The sequence below is a fragment of the Streptomyces sp. NPDC102514 genome (assembly GCF_055584525.1).
Genome location: NZ_JBVJLW010000007.1, coordinates 223,860 through 248,184 on the forward strand (window position 1 = coordinate 223,860; position 24,325 = coordinate 248,184).

A 24,325-nucleotide genomic window follows, 5' to 3' on the forward strand; every position below is an offset into this window, starting at 1 on the left:
AACCTCCCTGCTCAAGCGCAGCCGAGAGCTTGGGGGGCGGGTCCCCGGGCCCGTCACCCTACTAGCTGGGAGTGACCGGACGGACCCCCTCAGGAACGAGCACGGCGGGCACGCTGCGCGCGAGCCGACGCGTAGAGACATACGGCGGCGGCCGTCGCGAGGTTCAGGCTTTCGGCCTTGCCGTGGATCGGTACGCGCACGACGGCGTCCGCCAGCGCCCGCGTCTCCGCCGGGAGCCCCCATGCCTCGTTGCCGAAGACCCAGGCGGTCGGGCCGCCCATGGTGCCCTTGTCGAGTTCGTCGTCGAGGTCGTCCTCGCCCGCTCCGTCGGCGGCCAGGATGCGTACGCCGGCGTCCCTGAGCCCCTGCACGGCCTGCTCCACGGGGACGCCGACCGCGACGGGCAGGTGGAACAGCGAGCCGACCGACGCCCGTACGGACTTGGGGTTGTAGAGGTCGACGGAGGCGTCGGTGAGGACGACGGCGTCGGCGCCGGCCGCGTCGGCGCAGCGCAGGACGGTGCCCGCGTTCCCGGGGTCGCGGACGTGCGCCAGGACGGCGACCAGCTGGGGCCGGGCCGCGACGATCTCGTCGAAGGGGGTGTCCAGGAAGCGGCAGATGCCGACGAGGCCCTGCGGGGTGACGGTCGTCGAGATGTCCGCGATCACGTCGTCGTCGGCGAGGTGCAGCCGGGCTCCGGCGTCCCGGGCCTCCCCCACGATGTCGGCGTACCGCTCGGCGGCGTCGACCGTGGCGAACAGGTCGACGAGCGCGGGCTCGCCGTCGACGCGGTGGGCGGCGGCCTCCCGTACGGCCTGGGGCCCCTCGGCGAGGAACAGCCGCTCCTTGCCCCGGAAGCTCCGCCTCGCGAGCCGCCGGGCGGCGGAGACGCGCTGCGAGCGGGGGGAGATCAGCTCGGGGCCGCTGGACATGGACTCACCTTCGGTTCACGGGCGGGGCGTACCGCGTGCCGCGCCGAGAGGGGTGCCCCTCTTGAAGATCTTGAAGAGAACACTCGAACAAAACAAATGTGGGCCCGCAGCCCTGAGGCAAGCGAGCCCACACGGAGGTTCCGGCCGAGGCCAGCGCCAGCGTCACGCAGCCTTGGGCGCGTTGACGTCCGACGGCAGGGCCTTCTGCGCGACCTCGACGAGCGCGGCGAACGCGTTGGCGTCGTTGACGGCCAGCTCAGCGAGGATCTTGCGGTCCACCTCGATGTTGGCGGCGTTCAGACCCTGGATGAGGCGGTTGTACGTCATGCCGTTCTGGCGGGCCGCAGCGTTGATGCGCTGGATCCACAGCCGACGGAAGTCGCCCTTGCGCTTCTTGCGGTCGTTGTAGTTGTAGACCAGGGAGTGGGTGACCTGCTCCTTGGCCTTGCGGTACAGACGCGAACGCTGACCGCGGTAGCCGCTGGCGGCTTCGAGGATCGCCCGGCGCTTCTTGTGGGCGTTGACTGCCCGCTTGACGCGTGCCACTTGTTAACTCCTTGTAGCGGGACCGTGGTGGTCGTCACACGGTCCGAAATCGATGGGGTCCCGGTCCTGACGTACGGCGCCGAAGCGCCGGACGTCACTTGCCGAGAAGCTTCTTGATCTTCTTGGCGTCGCCGGGAGCCATCTCGGCGTTGCCGGTGAGGCGGCGCGTCACGCGCGACGACTTGTGCTCGAGCAGGTGGCGCTTGCCGGCACGCTCGCGGAGCACCTTGCCGGAGCCGGTGATCTTGAAGCGCTTGCTGGCACCGCTGTGCGACTTGTTCTTCGGCATGGCGCCGTTCTCTCCTCGTCGGTGGCGTTCCTGTGCCCGGTCGTCAGACCGGGCACAACGGAACGTCATATGTATCGGTTGACGTCCCCGGACTCGCGTCCGGAAACCCCTGGGACTCGCACCCCGGGATCAGGCTTCGGCGGGAGCCTCGGCCGGGGCCTCTGCGGCCTCGGTCGCGGCGACCTCCTCGTCGGAGATGTCGTCACCCGCGTGGTTCTGCGACTTGCCCGGGTTGGCCTTCGCCTCCGCCTTGCGGGCCGCCTGGGCCTCGCGGGCTTCGGCCATCGCCTCTGTCTTCTTCTTGTGCGGGCCGAGAACCATGATCATGTTTCGGCCGTCCTGCTTCGGGTTCGACTCGACGAACCCGAGGTCCTCGACGTCCGAGGCGAGCCGCTGCAGCAGTCGGTAGCCGAGTTCCGGCCTGGACTGCTCGCGACCACGGAACATGATCGTGATCTTGACCTTGTCGCCCTGCTTGAGGAACCGGACGACGTGACCCTTCTTGGTGTCATAGTCGTGCGGGTCGATCTTCGGCCGGAGCTTCATCTCCTTGATGACCGTGTGCGCCTGGTTCTTGCGCGCCTCACGGGCCTTCATGGCCGACTCGTACTTGAACTTCCCGTAGTCCATGAGCTTGCAGACCGGCGGACGCGCGGTCGCGGCCACCTCGACCAGGTCGAGGTCGTACTCCTGCGCAAGCTCCAGGGCCTTGGCAAGCGGAACAATCCCGACCTGCTCACCGCTGGGACCGACAAGTCGTACCTCGGGAACGCGAATCCGGTCGTTGATGCGGGGCTCGGCGCTGATGGATCCTCCTCGGATAGCACCACACGGCTGTCTGGCAGACAGCTCGCGTACGTCTTCTCACTGAACCAACCGCCATGGGACATGAAAAATGCCCCGGACGGGACACAGGCGGTGGCTCCAAGGATGACCGGAGCACCGCCGCGGTCAACCGCGGGGCGCATATCCAGCGGCTCCATCGTCCGTACGGAACGATGGGGGCCGCCTGACCGGGTGACCCGCCTTCCCTGAGGATGGCCGGGTGGGAGTTCGGAGCCTCCACTTGTGGGCCGGGCACAGGAGTGTCCGGCCGGTCGTTACACAAGGTTAGCAGTTCCCCCCGGGTGGTGCGAATCGGTGTGCGCGCACCGGTTCCGGGCGTTCGCGCGACGGGCGTACGCGTCTCCCGCGGGCAGGGCCCGGCGGGCCGGGGCCTATCGTGTGGGGCATGAGTGACACCCCTCCTGAGTCCCCCGGTTTCGACGACATGACCCGCGACATCGCCGAGGTCCCCGCGGTCGAGGTCCTGGTCACGGTCGCCGTGAACCTGATGAGCGCCGCCGCCGTGAAGCTCGGCCTGTCCGAGGAGGGCGACAAATACAAGGACCTCGACGAGGCGCGCAAGCTGGTCCACGCCCTGGCCGGGCTGCTCGACGCGAGCGCGACCGAGATCAGCTCCTTCCACGCCTCGCCGCTGCGCGACGGCCTGAAGTCGCTGCAGCTGGCGTTCCGCGAGGCGTCGCTCGTCCCGGACGAGCCGGGCCAGGGCCCGGGCGAGAAGTACACGGGGCCGGTCTACGGCTGAGCCCGGCCGCCTCCTGACACGGGCGGATCTACCGGCGTACGTACAGGGGCTCGCCCGGTGGCGTCGCCTCGGCCGGCAGAACTGCCAGGTCGAGGCCGCGCACCAGGCGGGCCCTCAGTGTTTCGTCGGCCGCGAGCCGCCGGGCCACGGCCTGGGCGGTGTCGGCCGGGGCGGCGGCCGGGTCCAGTACGAGGGCCAGGGTGCCGTCGGCCCGTCCGGGACCGAGGTGGGCGCGGAGCACCAGGGACTCGGCGGCGACCGCGGCCCGTACCGCGGCGACCACGGCGGGGTCGGCGAGCGGGTCCGTCGTCGTACGCCCCTCGGCCAGCGCCAGCAGCGCGGGGCCCGTCAGCTCGTACGCGACCGGTCCCGCCAGGTCCAGGACGACCGTGTCGGCCTTCTCGTGCGCGGCGGCCTGGAGGGCCTGGTGCAGCGGTACGGCGACGGGGCGGGCCGCCGGATCCCAGCGGGCCAGCGACGCGGTGGAGGTGAAGGCGGGCAGCGCGGTGCGGTCGCCGGCCTTCAGGGTGGGGACGGCCATGTCGCTGGTCTTCTCGCGGCGCAGACCGTTCTCGTCCTCCTCGACCTCGCCGAGCACGGCGACCACGGGTACGAGGAGCCGCGCGCCCTTGAGGGCCGCCAGGACGGGGCCGTGCGCGGACCTGTCCTCGGCCCAGGCCGCGAGCGCCGCGCTCAGCCGTGGATCGGCGGAGCCGTCGTCGTCGGAGAAACCGGGGTCGGGGATGTTCTTGTTCGCCACGGGCACCGAGCCTAGCGGGGGCGGTCGCCCGCCCGGTCCGCCGGGCCGACCGCGCGCTTTGCCCGTACCTGCCCGTGCCTGCCCGTCCCGGAAACAGGCTGTTCACGGGACTCAGGGGTTTCTCAGCGATCCCTGACACGGTTCTCACACGCGTCTAACCGGGCACACAGTGGCACGCCCCAGGCTCGCGGCATGTTCCCTCACAGAGCACGCCGGCACGGTGACCGCCCGTCCCGCGCCAGGCCGCTCGGGCACGCGGCGATCGCCTCCCTCGTCCTGCTCGGCGCCACGGCCTCGGGGGCGGTGTACGTGAGCGCGCGGGCGCACGACGCCGGTGAACTCGTATCCTCCTCGGCGTCATCCCGGACGACGACCACGAAGGAGGCGACCGTGGAACCTGTGACGGCACCCACGTCCGCAAAGCCCACCCCCGTGTCCGGGGACGCGCTGCTCGCTGAGGCGATGGGCTCCGTCCCCGTCGAGACCGGGGCGCGGCTGTCGGTGGCGGTGCTGGACACGGAGTCCGGGCTGAGCGCGGTGTACGGGGACGCGGCCTTCGACACCGCGAGCATCGTGAAGGCCGACATCCTGGCCACGCTGCTGCTGCAGGCGCAGGACGCGGGGCGGGAACTCACCGCCCAGGAGAAGACGTACGCCTCCGCGATGATCCGCGACAGCGACAACGCGTCCGCCGGCGCCCTGTGGAAGGCGATCGGCCGGGCACAGGGGCTGGCGGCGGCCAACGCGCGTCTCGGCCTCGACGGCACCGAGGGCGGGGACGGGATGTTGTGGGGGCTGACGCAGACCACGGCCGCCGACCAACTCGCCCTGCTGCGGCAGGTGTTCGGGGACGCGGACGACTCGGAGCTGGACGCTGGCTCCCGGTCCTATGTGCAGGGGTTGATGGGGGAGATCGCCGCAGGGCAGGACTGGGGGGTGTCGGCCGCGGGGCCGACCGGGTTCGCCCTGAAGAACGGGTGGCTGCCGCGGACCGCGACCGGGCTGTGGGACATCAACAGCGTCGGGCGGGTGGTGGTGGACGGCCGCGCGTACCTGGTCGCGGTGCTGTCGGACGGCAACTCCACGAAGGCCGGGGGGATCTCGATGGTGGAGGCGGCGGCGAAGGCAGCCGTGAGCGCCCTGGCGGGGGCCGGGAGCTGAGGCTTGCGGGAGGTCGCTGACGCCTACGGGGTGTCGGGGTGGCGGGGTCGTCTGCTGCCTCGCCAGAGGATGGTCGCCACGACGAGGAGGACGCCTCCGACGCTGCCCGCCAGGGGGCCGGCCCAGGCGGTCGACGGCCCGTCGTCCTCGGCGGTGTCGGGGCCCTTGCCGAAGTACTGGTCGGAGTTGGCCGCCGCCCTCAGGTTCTCCGGCTTCAGACCGGCCGCCGCCCTGATGGCTGCCGCCGGGTCCACGAAGCCGTATCCCAGGGAGTCGTCGCGCCCGCCGGAGGGCGCGTTGCGGGCCGTGTCCTCAAGGAGGTCCTTGATCTGCGCCGGGGACAGCCCGGGGTGGGCGGCCTTGATCAGGGCGACGGCCCCGGAGACGAAGGCCGAGGCGGCGCTCGTGCCCCAGCCCTCGTAGTACTTCCGGTCCGGGTCGGCTATCACCACGTCGACGCCGGGCGCGCTGACGGTGGCGTACCAGCGGCGGGTGGAGAACGAGGCGCGGGTCCCGTAGCGGTCGACGGCGGTCGCGGCGATCACGCCCGGGTAGGCCGCCGGGTACGAGATGTGGTCGCCCTTCTCGCCGCCGTTCCCGGCCGAGGCGATGACGGCGGCGCCCTTCTCCAGGGCGTACTGCACGGCGGCGTCCTCGGAGGCCTCCGGGTGGGCGGACTTGGAGTCGTCGCCGAGGGAGAGGTTGATGACGTCGGCGCCGTGGTCGGCGGCCCAGCGGATGCCTTCGGCGAGGGCGTTGCCGCGGGTGTTGCGGGCCTTGGCACGGGCCGAGTCGCCGTCTTCGAGGATCACGCGGACGGGGAGGATCTTCGCTTCGGGGGCGATGCCCATGACTCCGTCGTCGTTGCCCGAGCCGTGTCCGTGGCCCGCGATGATGCCGGCCATCGCCGTGCCGTGCCGGGCCCAGGGGCGGTCCCCGCGGCCCGCGCCGAACCCGACCATGTCCTTGCCCGCGAGGACGTTGCCCGCGAGGTCCGGGTGTTCGTCGTCGACGCCCGTGTCGAGGACGGCGACGGTGATGCCGGCGCCCTTCGTCGTCTGCCACGCCTCGGTCGTGTGCATCGCCTCCAGCGCCCACTGCTTGGCGCGGATGCCGTCGGCGTGGGCGGCGGTGGAGGGCAGGAGGGCGAGACCGGCGGCCAGCGTGACGACCAGCAGGCCCCTTGCACGGGGCGCCCCGCGGCTCATGACGGCTTCTCCGTGGCCGAGCCGACGGTCTTGCGGAGGCTCCGCTCGACGCGGTCGGCGAGGCCCCGTGCGTCGTGGCCGAGGCCGGCCTGGGCGGGCACGGTGGTGGCGCCGGTCCTCATCGCGTCCGCGGCGGGCTGCGGTTCGCCGACGGGACGGCCGTCGGCGAAGCCGGAGACCGCGTAGGTGACGACCGGGGCGTCGGTCAGGACCGACAGGGCCCATGACGCGCGCTGGTCGTCGCCGAAGCCCGCGGCGACGGTGTCCTTCGCCGCGTACGTACGGGGCATGAGGTCGCGCCGGCTGTCGAGCTTCTGCTCCTCGAAGCGGCGGTGCAGTACGGCCATGGCGGCGGAGTCGGCCTTCGTGAACAGCAGGCCGACCGTGGTGACGTGGCTGCGGGTCGCGTCCGTGTACGTGGCCCGCAGCAGGCGCAGGCAGCCTGCGGGCGCGAGGGCTTTCTGCAGGAGGGGGTCGAAGGCGTCGCCGCAGCCGCTGTCGGGGGCCACGGCGATACGGGTCCAGGTGCGGTCGGAGCCGCCGGGGCCCGCGCCGTCGCCCTTGACCGTGGGCGGGAAGAGTTCGTCGACGGGCACGCTGTGCCAGAGGCCGCCGGCCGCGGTGAACGCGTCCGGTGTCCCGGTTCCGTCCGAGCTGTCCCCGGTGAGCCAACTCCCCGTCAGCGCACCGCCGATGAGCCCGAGCCCCAGCACCACGCAGGCCGCGGCGGCGGCCACGCTGCTGCGCCGGCGGGGGCCCGTCGGACGCACCCGTGCGGTGTCGGCGTCGTACGTGTCCGGTTCCGCGAGGGACACGAACGGTCTGATCGGCGGCTCGGCGGGAGGCGCGGGTGCGTGCCGTACCGAGCCCGCGAAGGGTTCCCCCGTGAAGGACTCGCCGATGAACGGCTCACCGGGCCCGGACATCGTCCTGCCGGGCGGGGCCGTGCGCGGCGGCACCGGAGCGGGCTCGGCGGGAACGGGCCGCAAGCGGGTCGTGGTCTCCGACGGAGGCTGCGCGGCCGGCCCACCCCGCCCCGCAAAGGCCTGATGGGCCCCGGGCACCGGCGGAGCAAACGGCCGCAACGGCAGCCCGGTCGCGGCGCGCCGAGCGGCGTCACCGCCGGCTGCTCGGGGCTCGGCCGGCCCGGCACCGGGCCGCTGCGCGGTGTCGGCGCCGGTCGCTCGCGGCTCGGTCGCCGAGGTCGGCCGTTCCGGGGTGTGCGGTGCGGTGGGGCGGGGAGCGCTCGTGGGACGCGGTGGGGCCTCAGGGCGTCGGGGGCCCGGGGTGGAGGCACCAGGTTCGTTCGCGGGGCGGAGCGGGAAATCCTGCTGGTCGGGACGCGGAGGCCGCCCGGGAGCCGCGGCCGGACCCGACGGCGTACCCGCTTCGTCCGCCGGACGTGAGGCGGAACGCGATGGGGGCTGCGCCGAAGGGACGTGCGGCGAGGCGGGGGCGGTCGTCCACTCCGCGCCTGCCATGGGCGCGCGCGGTGCCGTCGTCGGACGTGGTGGGGCGGCGGGACGGCCCGCGTCCGCGGCTGGACCGGCGTTCGGGCGCGGTGTGACGCCCGCCCACTCGGCGCCGCCCGGAGGAACCTCGCGGGGCGGCGTGCCCGTCTCGGGGGTGTGGCGTTGCCCGCCGTCGCCGGGGCCGAGGTTCGGGAAACGTGGTGTCCCGGTGGGCGCGGCCTGCTCGGAGGTACGCGGTCGCGGCGGCGCCCCCACAGGGCGGCGCGGTCCGAACCAGTCGCCCCCGGTGGACTCCCCGCCGTCACGATCCGACGCCGACGCCGAAGTCGGAGTCGGAGCCGAGGGTGCAGACGGTCGCCGGTCCGTGTTCCCCGGCCACTCCGACGGGTCGCGGTCACCGTCCGCCACAGGCGTCCCCACAGGCGTCCCCGGCGGCGTCGTCGGACGTGGAGGAATGGAGGCGCGGCGCGCTTCCGTGCTCATGCACCCCCCGTTTCCTCGACCCCGGACGACCGAGACTGACCGAAGGAACCCCTCCGGATCCGTTCCCCGCTTGCGTGCGCGTCACTCTACGGGCTGACACGGTGCCCGTGGGAACCAGTCCGCAGGCCCGGGGCATCTGCCCGGAACGTCCCCCTACCCTGCGGTAATCCGGTCTGGCAGGCTTCGCACATGACAGCCCGCGCCGCAGACCGAGCCCGCTACGACCGGGCCACCGCCCACCTTGACGCACCCGTCGCGATCGTGGACCTGGAGGCCTTCGACGCCAACGCGGACGACCTCGTACGGCGGGCGGCGGGCAAGCCCGTACGCGTCGCGAGCAAGTCGGTGCGCTGCCGGGCACTGCTCGAACGCGTCCTCGCCCGGGACGGCTTCGCCGGACTGATGTCCTACACGCTCGACGAGTCCCTGTGGCTGGCCCGCTCCGGTTTCGACGACGTACTGCTCGCCTACCCGTCCGCCGACCGGACCGCGTACGCGACGCTCACCGGTGATCCCAAACTCGCCGCCGCCGTGACCGTCATGATCGACGACCCTGCGCAGTTGCAACTGATCGACGACGCCCGGGACGGCGGGCGCGAAGAGGTGCGCGTCTGCCTGGAGTTGGACACCGCGCTGAAGATGTTCGGCGGCCGGGTCCGGGTCGGCGCCCGCCGCTCGCCCCTGTACTCCGCCGCCCAGGTCGCCGACATGGCGCGTACGGTCGCCCGCCGGCCCGGTTTCCGGCTCGTCGGGATCATGGCGTACGAGGGGCACATCGCCGGTGTGGGCGACGACCTGCGGGGGCGCCCTTTGCGGTCGCGTGCGATCCGGCTGATGCAGGCGACGGCCCGCAAGGAGCTGGCGCAGCGCCGCGCGGACGTCGTGCGGGCGGTCCGGGCGGTCGCGCCGGACCTGGAGTTCGTCAACGGCGGCGGCACGGGCAGCGTCCAGCACACCGCGGCCGAGGACTCGGTGACCGAGATCGCGGCCGGGTCGGGTCTGTACGTCCCGCGTCTCTTCGACAACTACACGTCGTTCAGCGGGCGTCCGGCCGCGCTCTTCGCGCAGCCCGTCGTCCGCCGGCCGGGCGTCGGCGTGGTGACGGTCCTCGGCGGCGGCTACCCGGCGTCGGGTGCCCCCGGCCCCGACCGGCTGCCCGTGCCGTATCTCCCCGAGGGGCTGAAGTACGACTCGCAGGAGGGCGCGGGCGAGGTGCAGACGCCGCTGCTCGGCTCGCCCGCCGACGATCTGCTGATCGGCGACAAGGTGTGGTTCCGGCACGCGAAGGCCGGGGAGCTGTGCGAGCGGTTCGACGTGCTGCACCTCGTGGAGGGCGACACGGTGACGGCGTCGGTGCCGACGTACCGCGGCGAGGGCCATACGTTCCTGTAGGCCCCGGCCCGGGCGGGCGCCACCCGGCGGGCGGCGGGCGTTACTGCGTGGGTCCGATGCTGCTGCCCACGCCCCCGCCCGTGTCCTCGTCGCCGACGGGCCGGATCCCCTTGGTGATCCGGTCCATGTCGGCGAGGGGCGGTCCCTCCGCGCCCGCGTCGAAGACGAACCGCACCATGACCAGCGACTCCGAGCCGACGCTGGACGGGAACGCCATCGACTGGACGTAACCGCCGGGCCCCACCTCGGTCCTGACGCGCCAGCGCACGAAGTATCCGGTGCGCCCCGCGACCGCGACCGGGCCCTGCTCGACCAGCCGGTGGGACGTGATGCCGTTGAAGGGCCGCTCGTCGACCCTGTTGCGGTCGTACGCCAGATCGGCCGCGTCGGAGATGTCGTCCCGGGCGAGCGCCGCGGTGGACTTCTCGTCGTTCGCGGTGACCGTGCGCGAGAGGACCGTGCCGTGGCGGCAGAGGCCGTCGTCGCCCGGGCAGTCGTACGTCCCGGGTGTGGTCATCACCACATCGGTGTCGGACACGTTCTCGGGTCTCGCCCAGCCGTCGAGGAGCGGCAGGGTGATGCCGTTCAGTTCGTCCACGACGAGGTCGGGATCGGCGGACGGCTCCGGAGCGGACTCCGAGGACGAGGACGAGGACGGTGGGGCGGCCGGGACGGAGTCCGTGGGCGCGGTCGCCGCCCCGGGGTCGCCGTCGTCCTTGCTCAGGACGACGGCGCCCGTGACGATGGCCGCGACGAGGACGGCCGCCGCGGTGGTGAGGGCGACCGCCTTCGCACGTCCGGAGCCGCCGGCCGCCGGCATCGGCGCCGTCGGGGCCGGCCCGTAGGACTGCGCGTACGGCTGCGCGTACGGCTGCTGCTGTCGATACTGCTGCTGGTGCGGTTCCTGCTGCTGCGTCCCGGGGGTGCGGCGGTGCTCGGTCCAGGCGGTCCCGTCCCACCAGCGCTCCGCGTGCGGGGCGGAGGGGTCCCGGTACCAGCCGGGCGGGGTCGTCATGCTCATCCCGGCACTCTAGGCGCCGCCCGGCACGGGCACAGGGCCGTCCGCCCGACGGGCACCGCAGCAGTGTCCCGACGGGCCCTACAGCGGTGTGACGTACGCGCCCGAGATCCCGCCGTCCACCAGGAAGTCCGTGGCGTTCACGAACGAGGAGTCGTCGCTGGCGAGGAAGGCGACCGCGGCGGCGATCTCGTCCGCCTCCGCGAACCGCCCGAGCGGGATGTGCACGAGGCGCCGCGCGGCCCGCTCCGGGTCCTTGGCGAACAGCTCCTGGAGCAGGGGGGTGTTGACCGGACCGGGGCACAGGGCGTTGACGCGGATGCCCTCGCGGGCGAACTGCACGCCCAGCTCACGGGTCATCGCGAGCACCCCGCCCTTGGAGGCGGTGTACGAGATCTGCGAGGTCGCGGCGCCCATCCTGGCCACGAAGGACGCGGTGTTGATGATCGATCCCTTGCCCTGGCGCCGCATGTAGGGGATCGCGGCCTTGCAGCACAGGTACACGGAGGTGAGGTTGACCTCCTGGACGCGCTTCCAGGCCTCCAGTCCTGTCTCCAGGATCGAGTCGTCGTCGGGCGGTGAGATGCCCGCGTTGTTGAAGGCGATGTCGACGGACCCGTACGTGCTGTTCGCGGTCCCGAAGAGCGCCTCGACCTGGTCGGGGTCGGTGACGTCGACCTTGACGAAGATCCCGCCGATCTCTTCGGCGGCGGCCCTGCCCCGGGTCTCGTCGACATCGCCGCAGACGACATGGGCGCCCTCGGAGGCGAGCCGGCGTGCGGTGGCGAGGCCGATGCCGCTGCCGGCGCCCGTGATGACGGCGGTGCGGCCGACGAGACGGCGGCAGACGACGGCGTCGGTCGGTGAGGTCGATGCGGTCACTGTGCGGGGCCCTCCGTGCTGATGAAGACGTTCTTGGTCTCGGTGAAGGCGGTCAGGGCGTCCGGGCCGAGTTCGCGGCCGATGCCGGACTGTTTGAAGCCGCCGAAGGGGGTCCAGTAGCGGACACTGGAGTGGGAGTTGACGGACAGGTTCCCGGCGCGGACGGCGCTCGACACGCGCAGGGCGCGGCCCACGTCCCGAGTCCAGATGGAGCCCGCGAGGCCGTAGTCGGTGGCGTTGGCGAGCCGGATCGCGTCGGCCTCGTCCTCGAAGGGGAGGACCACGGCGACCGGCCCGAAGACCTCTTCGACGGCCACGCGCGCGTGGGGCTCGACCCCGGTCAGGACGGTGGGCGGGAACCAGAAGCCGGGCCCGTCGGGCGCGGTGCCCCGGATACCCGCCAGGTCGTCGGTGACGTACGACCGTACGCGTTCCAGCTGGGCCCGGGAGATCAGCGGGCCCATGGCGGTCTTCTCGTCGGACGGGTCTCCGACGACGACGGACTCGATCGCGGGGGCGAGGAGTTCGAGGAAGCGGTCGTACGCCGAACGCTGGACGAGGATGCGGGTGCGGGCGCAGCAGTCCTGGCCGGAGTTGTCGAGGAAGGACATCGGGGTGGCTGCCGCGGCGGCCTCGATGTCGGCGTCGGCGAAGACGATGTTGGGGCTCTTGCCGCCGAGTTCGAGGGTGACGCGCTTGAGCTGGGCCGCCCCCTTGGCCAGCACCTGTTTGCCCACGGTCGTCGATCCCGTGAAGACGATTTTCGCGACCCCGGGGTGCTCGACCAGTGCGTCGCCCGTGATGGGGCCCGCGCCCGGCAGGACCTGGAACAGATGCTCGGGAAGGCCTGCTTCCAGGGCGAGTTCGGCCAGTCGCAGGGCCGTCAGCGGGGTCGTCTCGGCCGGCTTGAGGATGACGGCGTTCCCGGCGGCGAGCGCGGGAGCCGTGCCCCAGGCGGCGATCGGCATGGGGAAGTTCCAGGGCGCGATGACGGCGACCACGCCCAGCGGTTCGAGGATCGTGACGTCGAGGCCGCCCGCCACGGGGATCTGGCGGCCGGTCAGCCGTTCCACTCCCCCGGCCGCGTAGTCGAGCAGATCGCGGACGTTGCCCGCCTCCCAGCGGGCGTTGCCGAGGGTGTGCCCGGCTTCCCTGACCTCCAGCCGGGCGAGTTCTTCGAGGTGTCCGTCGACGGCGACGGCGAAGCGGCGCAGCAGCCGGGCCCGCTCGCCCGGTGCGAGGGCGGCCCAGCGGGCCTGCGCCGCACCGGCCCGTACGACGGCCGCGTCGACGTCCGCCGGGCCGGCACCCTGGACGGTGGCGACGACTTCTTCGGTGGCCGGGTCGAGCACGACGAGTTCGTGTCCGTCGTGCTGTGCGGACGGGGTGGGGGTGTGCGACAACGAAGGACCTCTCACATGCGTTCGAAGGAGCGGCGCAGCTCCCAGTCGGTCACCGCGGCGTCGAAGGCGTCCAGTTCGACGCGCGCCATGTTGCGGTAGTGGGCGACCACCTCGTCACCGAAGGCGGCCCGGGCGATCGGGCTGTTCTCCCAGGCCTCGGCGGCCTCGCGCAGGGTGGTGGGCACGTGCGCGTAGTCCGCGGTGTACGCGTTCCCCGTGCACGCCTCGGGGAGCTCCAGCTTGTGCTCGATGCCGTACAGCCCGGCCGCGACGAGTCCCGCGACGGCGAGATACGGATTGACGTCGCCGCCGGGCAGCCGGTTCTCGAAGCGCATCGAACGGCCGTGCCCGACGACACGCAGCGCACAGGTGCGGTTGTCGTACCCCCAGGCGACGGCGGTCGGCGCGAACGAGCCGGGCTGGAAGCGCTTGTACGAGTTGATGTTGGGCGCGTACAGGAGGGAGAAGTCGCGGAGTGCGGCGAGCTGCCCGGCGAGGAAGTACCGCATGACCTGCGACATGCCGCCCTCGCCGTCACCGGCCATGACGTTCGTGCCGTCGGCGTCGGCGAGCGAGAGGTGGATGTGGCAGGAGTTGCCCTCGCGCTCGTTGTACTTGGCCATGAAGGTGAGCGAGACGCCCTCCTGGGAGGCGATCTCCTTGGCCCCGGTCTTGTAGACGGCGTGCTGGTCGCAGGTGACCAGGGCCTCGTCGTACTTGAACGCGATCTCGTGCTGCCCGGGGTTGCACTCGCCCTTGGCGGACTCGACGGTCAGCCCGGCCGCCGCCATCTCGTTGCGGATACGGCGCAGCAGAGGCTCGATGCGCCCGGTACCGAGGACCGAATAGTCGATGTTGTACTGGTTGGCCGGCGTCAGTCCCCGGTAGTTGGCGTCCCAGGCGTGCTCGTAGGTGTCCTTGAAGACGATGAACTCCAGCTCGGTGCCCACCTGTGCGGTGAAGCCGTGCTCCGCGAGCCGCTCCAGCTGGCGGCGCAGGATCTGCCGGGGCGCGGCCACCACGGGCGAGCCGTCGTTCCAGGCGAGGTCGGCGACGAGCAGGGCCGTGCCCTCGTTCCAGGGAACGCGGCGCAGCGTGCTCAGATCCGGATGCATGGCGAAGTCCCCGTAACCACGCTCCCAGGACGACATCGCGTAGCCGTCGACCGTGTTCATGTCGGCGTCGACCGCGAGGAGGTAGTTGCAGCCCTCCGTGCCGTGCCGCAGGACGTCGTCGAGGAAGAAGCGCGCGGCGAACCGCTTGCCCTGGAGCCGGCCCTGCATGTCCGGGAAGGCCAGGACGACCGTGTCGATCTCGCCGCTCGCGACGAGGGCGTGCAGCTCCTCGACGGTGAGCGGGGGTGTGCGGTCTGCCACGGAAAAGGCCTCCTTCGGTTCGGCCAGGAACCGTCCCCGGCCATCCCCTGCCATCTCTGGCCGTCAATGATCGGCAATGGCCCTAAGGTATTGCGGGGAACCATTGCTTGGGAAGGGGGCGCGGCCGGATGCCGGACTCTGATCCACACGGCCACGGTGACCGGCTGGCACCGGTGCTGCGGCCGGTGCGCGCGGGCAACGGCTTCGAGGAGGCGCTGGAGCAGATCCTCCAGGTCGTCCGCCTGGGTCTGGTCCCCGGCGGTGAACGGCTGCCCTCCGAGCGGGAGTTGGCGCAGCGGCTCGGGATCAGCCGGGTGACGCTCCGCGAGGTCCTGAAGGTGCTCCAGGACCAGGGGCTGGTCGAGTCCCGGCGCGGCCGGTACGGGGGCACGTTCGTGCGGGCCCGTTCCGGGGCGGCCGGGGCGACGGGCGGGGCCGCGCTGCGCCGGCGCGTCGAGGGCGTCGACATCGAGGACGTACTGCGCTTCCGTGAGGTGCTGGAGGTCGGCGCCGCGGAACTCTGCGCGGCCCACGGGCTCTCCGGGGCGCGGGCCCGGCTCCTGCGCGAGGCGCTGGCCCGCACGCGGGACGCTCCGCTGGCCGACTACCGGCGCCTGGACACCCTCCTCCACCTGACCCTCGCGGAACTGTCCGGTTCGCCGACCCTCACCGCCCAGTACGCGGCCGTCCGGTCGACCGTGAACGACCTCCTGGACTGCATCCCCCTGCTGGTACGCAACCTGGAGCACTCGCAGCGTCAGCACGCGGCGCTCGTCGAGGCGGTCCTGGCCGGGGACGCGGACGGGGCGCGCGGGGCGATGCGTGAGCACTGCGCGGGTACGGCGGCGCTGCTGCGCGGCTTCCTGACGTAGCCGGGCGCACGCCCGCGTCAGCGGCAAAGGTATGAGTTCGCACACTTTGGACAACTCTCGGCGGGAGTGGTGGATGTGGGGAGCACGGGGACGGCCTACCGGCCGCTGATCGGGGTCAGTACGTATCTGGAGACGGCGCGGTGGGGGGTGTGGGAGCTGGAGGCGGCGCTGTTGCCGGCCGGCTATCCGCGGCTCGTCCAGGCGGCGGGCGGGGTGGCCGCGATGCTGCCGCCGGACGATCCCGCGTACGCCGCGGGGGCCGTGGCCCGGCTCGACGGGCTGGTGATCGCGGGCGGCCCCGATGTGGACCCGTCCCGGTACGGGGCCGAGCGCGACCCGCGCTGCGGGCCGGAGGCGCGGGCGCGTGACAACTGGGAACTCGCGCTGATCGAGGCGGCGCTGGCGTCCGGGACGCCGCTGCTCGGCATCTGCCGGGGGATGCAGCTGCTGAACGTCGCGCTCGGCGGGACGCTCGTGCAGCACGTCGACGGGCATGTCGAGGCGGTGGGGGTGTTCGGACGGCACGCGGTGAAGCCGGTGCCGGGGTCGCTCTGCGCGGACCTGCTCGGCACGGAGGCGGCGTCCGTACCGACGTATCACCACCAGGCGGTGGGTCGCTTGGGAACGGGGCTCGTGGCGAGCGCGTTCGCGGAGGACGCCACGGTGGAGGCGGTGGAACTGCCTGGGCCCGGCTGGACCCTGGGAGTCCAATGGCACCCGGAAATGGCCACGGACGCCCGCCTGATGAAGGGCTTGGTACGCAGTTCCACCCCCACGCTCCCCTGACCCGGGGCTCCACCCCTGCCCCACGAAGCCGGGTTTCGGCGGGGGCCGGGGGGGGTCGGCTGCGGGTCGGTGGGGGTTGCTCGCGCAGTTCCCCGCGCCCCTAGGGGGGTAGGACCTCCGCCGGGGTGTCGGCTGCACGCCGGTGGGGGCTGAGCGCGCCGTTCCCCGCGCCCCTAAAGGCCCTCAGGTCGGTTGTCGGCTGCGGGTTGTCGACGGTTGCTCGCGCAGTTCCTCGCGCCCCTGACGGGGCGGAGGCGAGCGGGTTGCGTCATGCCACGGGACACCCCCACGAACCACCCTCCACCCCCCACCCAGGGGCGCGAGGAACGGCGCGACCAGCCACACCGGACCCGCAGCCGACAACCCGGCCAGAGGCCCCACCCCCCTAGGGGCGCGGGGAACTGCGCGGGCAACCCCCACCGGCGTGCAGCCGACCATCCCGGCCGCAGCCCCACCCACCCAGGGGCGCGGGGAACTGCGCGAGCAACCCCCCACCGGCCCGCAGCCGACAATCCCGCCGGAGGGCCCACCCACCCAGGGGCGCGGGGAACGGCGCGACCAGCCACAGCGGACCCGCAGCCGACAACCCGGCCGGAGGCCCCCGCAGGTGACCGAACCCCCCGCCCCCTACGACCGCGTCAAAGCCAAAAGATCCCGCGCAGGCCCCGCGGGCCGATACCCGGTCGGCCACACCGCCCGCAGGGCCCGGCTCAAGCGAACCCCCTCCACCGGAATCTCCACCAACCGCCGAGCGGACAGCTCCTCGCCGAGAGCGAGCTCGCTCAGGACCGCCGGCCCCGCCCCGGACGCCGCGGACGCCTTCACCGCCGTCGTCGACGACAGCTCGATCAGCGGGCGGGCCAGCCCGCCGAGCGCCGCGTCCAGCACCTGCCGCGTCCCCGACCCCTCCTCCCGCAGGATCAGCGGCGTCGCCGCCAGCTCCCCCGCGTCGAGGGCCCGCCGCCGCGCCCACGCGTGCCCCGGCGCGGTGACCACGATCAGCCGGTCGTGTGCGATCACCACCGAGTCGAGCCCCGCCGCCACGGACACACCCTCCACGAACCCGAGGTCCGCCTCTCCCGATAGCACCCGCTCGGCCACCACCGTCGAGTTCCCCGCGAGCAGGGACACCGCCGTGTCGGGCCGCTGCCCGCGCAACGCGATCAGCCACCCCGGCAACAGGTACTCCGCGATCGTCATGCTCGCGGCAACCCGCAGTCGCGAGTCCCGCCGGTCCCGCAGCGCCTGCGCCCCCGCGTCGAAGACCTCGGCCGCCTCCACCACCCGCCGGGCCCAGTCCGTGACGAGTGCCCCCGCGTCGGTGAGCCGTGACCCCCTGGGTGACCGTTCCACGAGCGCGACCCCCAACTGCCGTTCCATGGAACGGATGCGGCTGCTGGCGGCGGGCTGGGTGATACCGAGTTCCCGCGCCGCCCGGCCGAGGCTCCCGAGCCGCGCCACGGCGAGCAGCAGCTCCAGCGCGCCCAGTTCGGGCACCCGGTGCGACAGCCCGCCCCCTGTCCCCGCCGCACGAACTGGCTGGTCACCCGTCCCGTCACTCCGACTCATAAACCCACCTTATGCCCCCATAGGCCGGTACTCCCTGGTGACCGCCCCGCGCGGACGGCACCGTGGAGCCATGGTCACCGCCGTCCCCCGCCTTCCCACCCACAGAGGGCACACCGAACACCTCGGCCCCACCCGGCCCCGCAGCGCCGCCGGCGCCGTCCGTCACCTCGGACCCAACTGGTACGCCCCCGTCATGGGCACCGCGATCGTGGCCACGGCGGGAGCCGGACTGCCGTTCGGCGCCCCCGGCCTGCGTACCGTCTGCGCGGCGTTCTGGGCGCTCTCCCTGGTCCTGCTCGCCGGCCTGCTCGTCGCGCGGGCCGTGCACTGGATCCAGCACGGGGACCGGGCGAGGGCCCACCTCATGGACCCGGCGGTGGCACCGTTCTACGGGTGCCTCTCGATGGCCCTGCTCGCCGTCGGCGGCGGCGCCCTCGTCGTCGGCCGGGACTGGATCGGCACCCCGGCGGCGGTCGCCCTGGACGCCGTCCTGTTCACCGCCGGCACCCTGACCGGTCTGACGGCCGCCGTGGCCGTCCCGTACCTGATGATCACCCGTCACCGGCCGGACGCCTCGCAGATCACCCCCGTGTGGCTGCTTCCCCTCGTCGCCCCGATGGTGTCCGCGGCCGTCGGCCCGCTGCTCGTACCGCATCTGCCGCCGGGCGCGCCCCGCGCGACGCTGCTGCTCGTCTGCTTCGCGCTGTTCGGCCTCAGTCTGCTGGCCACGCTGGTGACGCTGCCGATGATCTTCGCCCGGCTCCTCACGGGCGGCCCGCTGCCGCTCGCCCTCACCCCGGCCCTGTTCCTGGTCCTGGGCCCGCTGGGGCAGTCGACGACGGCCGTGGACAAGTTCGCCGTCGCAGCGCCGGGGGTCGTACCGGCCCCGTACGACCAGGGTCTCGCCGTTCTCGCGGTGCTCTACGGCGTGCCGGTGATGGGTTTCGCGCTGTTCTGGCTCGCGCTGGCCGGCGCGATGGTGGTGCGGGCCCACCGCCGGGGCATGCGTTTCACGATGACCTGGTGGGCGTTCACCTTCCCGGTGGGCACCTGTGTCACGGGCGCCGAGGGCATCGGACGGCATACGGGGCTCGTGGTCTACGACGGCCTCACGATCGCCCTGTACGCCCTGCTGCTCGCCGCCTGGGCCGTGGCCGCCGCGCACACCGCCCGGGGCCTGCTCAGCGGACGGCTGCTCGCAGCGCCTCGGCCAGTACCCGCGGGGCCTGCGCCAACGACGGCCCGTACCACGTGAGATGGCGTCCGTCGACGAGCGCGCAGGGCACCCCGGGGAACTCCTCGGGGCCGTCGTCCCGGGTGAAGCGGTACGGCTCGTCGGGCAGGACGACCAGGTCGAGGCGGGAGGCGCGCAGTGCGTCGGCGGGGACCCGCGGATAGCGCTCGGTGTGGTCCGCGTACGCGTTGTCGACGCCGAGGCGCGCCAGCAGGTCCCCCGCGAAGGTGTCCCGGCCGACGACCATCCAGGGGCGCCGCCAGATCGGCACGGCCGCGCGCAGCCGGACCGGCGGGCGGGGCGGGTCGAGCCACGCCGCCTCGGCCTCGTCCAGCCAGCGGGGCCGCCCGACGCCGCACGCCGCGGTCACGCGCTCCAGTTCACGCAAGGCCCCCGGCAGATCCCGTACCTCGGTGACCAGGACCTCGATGCCCGCCTGCCGCAACGCTGTCAGGTCGGGCTCGCGGTTCTCCTCCTCGTTGGCGACGACCAGGTCCGGGGCGAGCGCGATGATCCGCTCGACGGCCGGGTTCTTGGTGCCGCCGACGCGTACGACGTCGAGCCCGGCGGGGTGACTGCACCAGTCGGTCGCCCCGACGAGGGCTCCCGGGGCGGACACGGCGACGGCCTCGGTGAGGGAGGGCACCAGTGACACCACCCTCGGCCACGCTCTCGCGGCCGGGCCGACGTGCTGCTCAACGGCTGAGATCGTCGACCGCCTCGATGTGGTCCGCGACCGCGACGACCAGGACACGGGTGTCCTCCTCGGTGGCCCGCCAGCGATGGCGCACCCCGCCGGTCAGATACAGGGTGTCGCCCTTGCCCAGGCGGTACGCGCGGCCCTCCGCCTCGACCTCGACGACGCCTTCGGCCACGTACATCAGCTCGTCGTTGCGGTGCTGGAACTCCCGGCCGGCGTCCTGGTCGCCGGAGAACTCCATGGCGTGCAACTGGTGGTGACCGCGCACCAGGGGGCGCACACGGGGCTCATGGGTGAACTCGGAGTCGTCGGCGCGCACCACGTCGACGCTGCGCGCCGGGTCGGCTGCCGCCAGCAGTTCCACGCGGGTCGTGCCGAGGGCGTCGGCCACCCGTTCCAGGGAGCGCGTACTGGGCCGGGCCCGTTCGTTCTCGACCTGGCTGAGGAACGGCACCGACAGGCCGCTGCGCTCGGCGACGACGGCGAGGGTCAGCTCCAGCGCCCGGCGCCGCCGCCTGACGGCCGCGCCCACTCGAAGGGATTCCTTGTTCTCGTCCATCGCCTCGGCTCCCCCCTGTGCGTCGTCGGTGCGCGGGTTCCTGATGTGTTGTCTGCACCCTACGGGTGTTCGCCAAACCGTTTCATGCGGCCGTCACATCCCCATAAACATTGCCGCATCCGTCGTGTATATACCGCGAGGGGCGGACGGCACCGTACAGTGCCGTCCGCCCCTCGCTCGTCGTGCTCGTCCGCTACTGCGGAGTCATGCGTTCCACCATGTCCGGGTGCTCCTTGAGCCACGCGGCCACGGCGTCCTCCTCGTGTCCCTGACCCTGGTCCTTGATCTCGGCCTCCAGGCTGCCGAGTTCGCCCTCGGTCATCTTGAAGTTCTTGATCCACTTGGTGAGCTGCGGATACTCGCCGGGGAACTTCTTGTTGGAGATGGTCCGGATCGTGTTGCCCTCACCGAACAGCTTCTTCTCGTCCGAGAGCTTCGTCAGCTTGTACTCGCTGTAGGCCCAGTGCGGGGACCACAGGGTGACGGCGACGGGCTCCTTCTTGGCGTACGCGCGCTTCAGCTCGGCGAGCATCGCGGGCGTGGAGCCGTCGACGACCTTGTACTCCTTGTCGAGGCCGTAGCCCGGAAGCACGTCCTTCTTCAGGAGGTTCATCTCGCCGGTGCCCGGCTCGATCCCGATGATCCTGCCGTCGAAGGTGTCGGCCTTGCCCTTGAGGTCCGCCAGGGACTTGACGTCCTTGACGTAGGAGGGCACCGCGACCTCCAGGGACGTCGGCTCGTACCAGGTGCCGAGGTCCGTCAGGTTGTCCTTGTGCTTGTTCCAGTAGTTCGACTGCGCGTACGGGAGCCAGGCGTCGAAGTTGAGGTCGATGTCGCCGGAGGCGAGGCCCGTGTAGACCGGGCCGACGTCCATCTGCTTCAGGTTCAGCGTGTAGCCGCGCCGGGCCAGGACGTTCTTCCACAGGTACGTGACGGCGACGTCCTCGTCCCACGGGAACCAGGCGACGTCGATGGCCTTCTTCGCCTCGGCCGGGGTGCCGGAGGAGGAACTCGCCACCGGGGCCAGCTCGTCGACGACCTTGGAGTTGCTCTTCAGCCAGGTGCGCACGGCGTCCTGCTGAGCGCCCTTGCCGGCCTTGTTGATCTCCGCCTCAAGACCGGTGAGCTGGTCCTCGGTCATCTTGAAGTTCTTGAGCCACTTGCCGACGACCGGGTCGTCCTTCGCGAACCCCTTGCGGGACAGCGTGTGCACACCGTCGCCCTTGCCCCAGGCGTTCTTGGTGTCCTTGAGCTTCTTCAGCTTGTACTCGCTGTACGCCCAGTGCGGCGACCAGAGCGTGCCGACGAACGGCTCCTTCTTGGCGTACGCGCGCTTCAGCTCGGCGAGCATCGCGGGCGTCGAACTGTCGACGACCTTGTACTCCTTGTCGAGCCCGTACTCCTTGAGGACCTTCTTCTTGAGAAGACCCATCATTCCGGCGCTGGACTCGATGCCGGTGATCTTGCCGTCGAACTCCCCGGCCTTGCCCTTGAGGTCCTCCAGGGTCTCGATGTCGTCCATGTAGGCGGGCACGCTCAGCTCCAGGGACGTCGGGCCGAACCAGGAGCCCATGTCGTCGAGCTGCTTGCCGTACTTCTTCCAGTACTCCGCGTGGGTGACGGGCAGCCAGGAGTCGGTCTGGAAGTCGATGTCGCCCTGCGCGAGGGAGGTGTAGAGGGGGCCCGCGTCGAACTGCTTGACGTCGACCTTGTAGCCGCGCTGCTCCAGGATCTCCTTCCACAGGAAGGTGGAGGCGACGCCCTCGTCCCAGGGGATGTAGCCGATGGTGATCTTCTTGCCCTGGCCGACGTTCTTGGAGTCGGACGCGGCCGTCTCGGTGTCGTCGGAGCCGAACATGCCCATGCCGCCCGCGACGAGCGCCAGCACGACGACACCGACCACGGCCACGGTGGGCTGCGGACGGTAGGTCCAGATCTTCAGGCCCTGTGCGGCGCGCAGCTTGGCGGCGGCGCGGCGGCCGAGCGGCGAGACCTGGGTGCCCAGCGCGCTGGTCATCCGGTCCAGGTAGATGGCGAGGATGACGATGGCGACGCCCGCCTCGGAGCCGAGGCCGACGTTCAGCTGGCCGATCGCCTCGTTCACGTCACCGCCGAGCCCGCCGGTGCCGACCATCCCCGCGATGGCGGCCATGGACAGACCCAGCATGATGACCTGGTTGACGCCCGCCATGACGGTGGGCAGGGCCAGCGGCAGCTGGACGCGCAGCAGGATGTTGCCGGGGGTGGTGCCGAACGCGTCGGCGGCCTCGACCAGTTCCTTGTCTACCTGCCGGATGCCCAGCTCGGTCATCCGGACGCCGGGTGCCAGCGCGAAGATCAGGGTGGCCACGATGCCCGCGGGGGCGCCGGTGCCGAAGAACAGGATCGCCGGGATCAGGTAGATCATCGCCGGCAGCGTCTGCATGAAGTCGAGCACGGGCCGCACGATGCTGCTGACCCGGTCCGAGCGTGCCGCCCAGATGCCGACGGGCACCGAGATGACGAGCGCGATGATCGTCGCCACCAGGACGAGCGACAGGGTCACCATCGCGTTCTCCCACAGTTCGAGGGAGTCGATGAACGCGAATCCCACGAAGGTGAGGAGACCTGCCGAGGTGCCGCGCAGCCAGAACGCGATGACCGCGAAGATGCCCGCGAGGAGGAGCGGTTCGGGGGCCTGGAGGACGGCGTTGATGCCGTCGTAGGCGCCGAGGAAGACGGTCTTGAAGAAGTCGAAGAGCCACGCCATGTGGTTCAGCAGCCAGTCGACCGCGTCGTTGACCCAGTCGCCGAAGGGGACTCTAGGCATCGGTCTTCACCGCCCCGAGGGTCTTGCCGCCGGGAGAGTCGCAGGGCGCGGGTTCCCCCTGTTCGTCACCGAGGAAGCCGACGAGCCGCCGCCGTGGCACGACTCCGACCAGCTTCCCCTTCTTGTCGACGACGGCGACGGGATGCGTCAGCCGCGCGCTGATCGCGCACAGCTCACCGAACGACGAGTCGGGCCGGGCGGTCTCGCAGCCGCAGTCCGCCTCGTCGCCGCGCAGCTCCGTGTCCATGACCGAGGCCGCGGTGAGGACGCGGGAGCGGTCGACGTCCTGGGTGAAGGAGGCCACGTAGTCGTTCGCGGGGCGCACGAGGATGTCCTCGGCGGTGCCTATCTGTACGATCCGGCCGTCCCGCATGACGGCGATGCGGTCGCCCAGGCGCATGGCCTCGTTGAGGTCGTGGGTGATGAACACGATGGTCTTCTTGAGTTTCTTCTGCAGTTCGATCAGCTGGTCCTGCATGTCGCGGCGGATCAGCGGGTCGAGCGCGCTGAACGACTCGTCCATCAGCAGCAGGTCGGCGTCGGTGGCGAGCGCGCGGGCGAGGCCCACGCGCTGCTGCATACCGCCGGACAGTTCGTCGGGCCAGGACTTCTCCCAGCCGGCGAGGCCGGCCAGGATCAGGGCCTTGTTGGCGCGCTCGTGGCGTTCGGCGCGCGGCACCCCCTGCACCTCAAGGCCGTACGCGGCGTTCTCCAGGACGCTGCGGTGCGGGAAGAGCGCGAAGTGCTGGAAGACCATGCTCACCTTGCGGGAGCGGACCTCGCGCATCTCACGGTCGTTCAGCGCGGTCAGGTCCTGCCCGTCGAAGACCACGCGTCCCTCGGTGGGCTCCAGAAGCCCGTTGAGCATGCGCAGCAGTGTGGACTTGCCGGATCCCGAGAGTCCCATCACGACGAAGATCTCGCCGGGTTCCACCGTGAAGGAGGCGTCGATCACCGCGGCCGTGATGCCGTCGGCGCGCAGTTCCTCGCGGTCGGCTCCCCCTCGCAGTCGCTCGACGGCCTCGCCGGGTCGTCTTCCGAACACTTTGTAGAGCTTTTCCGCCTGCAGCCTGGATGACACAAGTACCTCTCCGGTCGAACGAAGACGGCCCGCCTCCCCCGCCGGCGGGCCGTGGAGCGATGCGGGTTCCGCCCGCTCATCCGGTCCGCGCATGTTCAGGTGTGGTTGAAAATGCGACCGGGTTCGCTCCGGTTGCGCCCCTGCCCCGACTCCCTTGGCGCAAACCCGACCGTGTCCCAGTTCACATTTTGTTTACTTCCCGACG

At 72.0% G+C, this 24,325-nt stretch carries 21 protein-coding genes and 1 pseudogene; 6 read left to right on the forward strand and 16 right to left on the reverse strand.

All coding sequences use genetic code 11. From position 1 onward, the window contains the following. Positions 1-89: 89 nt before the first annotated feature. The 4 genes and pseudogenes from ACZ60E_RS19935 to infC all read right to left on the reverse strand — a co-directional run bounded on the left by ACZ60E_RS19935 (position 90) and on the right by infC (position 2,599). Entirely contained in the window at positions 90-932 is an 843-nt protein-coding gene (locus tag ACZ60E_RS19935; RefSeq protein ID WP_469442028.1) for a TrmH family RNA methyltransferase, read from the reverse strand. 162 nt (positions 933-1,094) lie between these two features. Beyond that, positions 1,095-1,478 carry a 50S ribosomal protein L20 gene (gene rplT, locus ACZ60E_RS19940; protein ID WP_024494113.1) on the reverse strand — a complete coding sequence of 128 codons (384 nt, stop codon included), beginning with the start codon at positions 1,476-1,478 and terminating at the stop codon, positions 1,095-1,097. A gap of 94 nt (positions 1,479-1,572) precedes the next feature. Continuing rightward, the gene (gene rpmI, locus ACZ60E_RS19945) at positions 1,573-1,767 is read right to left on the reverse strand and encodes a 50S ribosomal protein L35 (RefSeq protein ID WP_019065473.1); all 195 of its coding nucleotides are present in this window, start codon (positions 1,765-1,767) and stop codon (positions 1,573-1,575) included. Positions 1,768-1,896: 129 nt separating this feature from the next. Next, a pseudogene (gene infC / locus ACZ60E_RS19950) lies at positions 1,897-2,599 on the reverse strand (translation initiation factor IF-3). Between the two features lie 399 nt (positions 2,600-2,998). Here infC and ACZ60E_RS19955 point away from each other — a divergent pair. Beyond that, a complete protein-coding gene (locus ACZ60E_RS19955) occupies positions 2,999-3,355 on the forward strand; it encodes a DUF1844 domain-containing protein (protein WP_107019820.1) in 357 nt (118 codons plus the stop codon). Positions 3,356-3,383: 28 nt separating this feature from the next. Here the strand turns inward: ACZ60E_RS19955 and ACZ60E_RS19960 are convergent, their stop codons facing one another. Further along, positions 3,384-4,115, reverse strand: coding sequence for an SseB family protein (locus ACZ60E_RS19960; protein ID WP_469442030.1), 732 nt, complete (start codon positions 4,113-4,115; stop codon positions 3,384-3,386). 192 nt (positions 4,116-4,307) lie between these two features. Here ACZ60E_RS19960 and ACZ60E_RS19965 point away from each other — a divergent pair, with 192 nt between their 5' ends. Continuing rightward, a complete protein-coding gene (locus ACZ60E_RS19965) occupies positions 4,308-5,276 on the forward strand; it encodes a serine hydrolase (RefSeq protein ID WP_469442032.1) in 969 nt (322 codons plus the stop codon). Between the two features lie 23 nt (positions 5,277-5,299). Here ACZ60E_RS19965 and mycP read toward each other — a convergent pair whose 3' ends face one another. Together mycP and ACZ60E_RS19975 are read right to left on the reverse strand one after the other, a co-directional pair. Further along, positions 5,300-6,484 (reverse strand): type VII secretion-associated serine protease mycosin, encoded by a 1,185-nt coding sequence (mycP, locus tag ACZ60E_RS19970; RefSeq protein ID WP_469442034.1) that lies wholly within the window; start codon positions 6,482-6,484, stop codon positions 5,300-5,302. Next, on the reverse strand, positions 6,481-7,473 hold the full coding sequence (locus ACZ60E_RS19975) for a hypothetical protein (protein ID WP_469442036.1): 993 nt from the start codon (positions 7,471-7,473) through the stop codon (positions 6,481-6,483). The genes mycP and ACZ60E_RS19975 overlap by 4 nt, the downstream gene beginning before the upstream one ends. Positions 7,474-8,628: 1,155 nt before the next feature. On the opposite strand from ACZ60E_RS19975, the gene ACZ60E_RS19980 reads away from it, so the two are divergent. Next, positions 8,629-9,831, forward strand: coding sequence for an amino acid deaminase/aldolase (locus ACZ60E_RS19980; RefSeq protein ID WP_384808365.1), 1,203 nt, complete (start codon positions 8,629-8,631; stop codon positions 9,829-9,831). A 40-nt stretch (positions 9,832-9,871) separates the two neighbouring features. Here ACZ60E_RS19980 and ACZ60E_RS19985 read toward each other — a convergent pair whose 3' ends face one another. The 4 genes from ACZ60E_RS19985 to ACZ60E_RS20000 form a co-directional block, all read right to left on the reverse strand. After that, on the reverse strand, positions 9,872-10,852 hold the full coding sequence (locus ACZ60E_RS19985; RefSeq protein WP_469442038.1) for a DUF2510 domain-containing protein: 981 nt from the start codon (positions 10,850-10,852) through the stop codon (positions 9,872-9,874). 78 nt (positions 10,853-10,930) lie between these two features. After that, a complete protein-coding gene (locus ACZ60E_RS19990) occupies positions 10,931-11,731 on the reverse strand; it encodes a 3-oxoacyl-ACP reductase (protein ID WP_469442040.1) in 801 nt (266 codons plus the stop codon). After that, positions 11,728-13,134, reverse strand: a complete 1,407-nt coding sequence (locus ACZ60E_RS19995) for an aldehyde dehydrogenase family protein (RefSeq protein WP_469442042.1) — start codon at positions 13,132-13,134, stop codon at positions 11,728-11,730. The genes ACZ60E_RS19990 and ACZ60E_RS19995 overlap by 4 nt, the downstream gene beginning before the upstream one ends. 11 nt (positions 13,135-13,145) lie before the next feature. After that, positions 13,146-14,510, reverse strand: a complete 1,365-nt coding sequence (locus ACZ60E_RS20000) for a glutamine synthetase family protein (protein ID WP_469442043.1) — start codon at positions 14,508-14,510, stop codon at positions 13,146-13,148. A 128-nt stretch (positions 14,511-14,638) separates the two neighbouring features. Between ACZ60E_RS20000 and ACZ60E_RS20005 the strand changes: the two genes are divergently transcribed. Both ACZ60E_RS20005 and ACZ60E_RS20010 read left to right on the forward strand, forming a co-directional pair. Beyond that, positions 14,639-15,382 (forward strand): FadR/GntR family transcriptional regulator, encoded by a 744-nt coding sequence (locus ACZ60E_RS20005; RefSeq protein ID WP_469442046.1) that lies wholly within the window; start codon positions 14,639-14,641, stop codon positions 15,380-15,382. A 75-nt stretch (positions 15,383-15,457) separates the two neighbouring features. Next, positions 15,458-16,168 carry a gamma-glutamyl-gamma-aminobutyrate hydrolase family protein gene (locus ACZ60E_RS20010; RefSeq protein ID WP_469442048.1) on the forward strand — a complete coding sequence of 237 codons (711 nt, stop codon included), beginning with the start codon at positions 15,458-15,460 and terminating at the stop codon, positions 16,166-16,168. Between the two features lie 627 nt (positions 16,169-16,795). Here the strand turns inward: ACZ60E_RS20010 and ACZ60E_RS20015 are convergent. Further along, the gene (locus ACZ60E_RS20015) at positions 16,796-17,737 is read right to left on the reverse strand and encodes a LysR family transcriptional regulator (protein ID WP_469442050.1); all 942 of its coding nucleotides are present in this window, start codon (positions 17,735-17,737) and stop codon (positions 16,796-16,798) included. Positions 17,738-17,807: 70 nt separating this feature from the next. On the opposite strand from ACZ60E_RS20015, the gene ACZ60E_RS20020 reads away from it, so the two are divergent. Beyond that, the gene (locus ACZ60E_RS20020) at positions 17,808-18,992 is read left to right on the forward strand and encodes a TDT family transporter (RefSeq protein WP_469442051.1); all 1,185 of its coding nucleotides are present in this window, start codon (positions 17,808-17,810) and stop codon (positions 18,990-18,992) included. Here ACZ60E_RS20020 and ACZ60E_RS20025 read toward each other — a convergent pair. From ACZ60E_RS20025 to ACZ60E_RS20040, 4 genes are all read right to left on the reverse strand, one after another. Continuing rightward, positions 18,919-19,617, reverse strand: coding sequence for a helical backbone metal receptor (locus ACZ60E_RS20025; protein WP_469442053.1), 699 nt, complete (start codon positions 19,615-19,617; stop codon positions 18,919-18,921). The two genes, ACZ60E_RS20020 and ACZ60E_RS20025, sit on opposite strands and share 74 nt — an antisense overlap. 49 nt (positions 19,618-19,666) lie before the next feature. Continuing rightward, positions 19,667-20,230 carry a helix-turn-helix domain-containing protein gene (locus ACZ60E_RS20030; protein WP_107019833.1) on the reverse strand — a complete coding sequence of 188 codons (564 nt, stop codon included), beginning with the start codon at positions 20,228-20,230 and terminating at the stop codon, positions 19,667-19,669. Positions 20,231-20,423: 193 nt separating this feature from the next. Then, on the reverse strand, positions 20,424-23,039 hold the full coding sequence (locus ACZ60E_RS20035) for an ABC transporter permease/substrate binding protein (RefSeq protein ID WP_469442055.1): 2,616 nt from the start codon (positions 23,037-23,039) through the stop codon (positions 20,424-20,426). Beyond that, the gene (locus tag ACZ60E_RS20040; RefSeq protein ID WP_384808387.1) at positions 23,032-24,120 is read right to left on the reverse strand and encodes a quaternary amine ABC transporter ATP-binding protein; all 1,089 of its coding nucleotides are present in this window, start codon (positions 24,118-24,120) and stop codon (positions 23,032-23,034) included. Before ACZ60E_RS20040 ends, ACZ60E_RS20035 begins: the two co-directional genes overlap by 8 nt. Between the last annotated feature and the right edge of the window lie 205 nt (positions 24,121-24,325).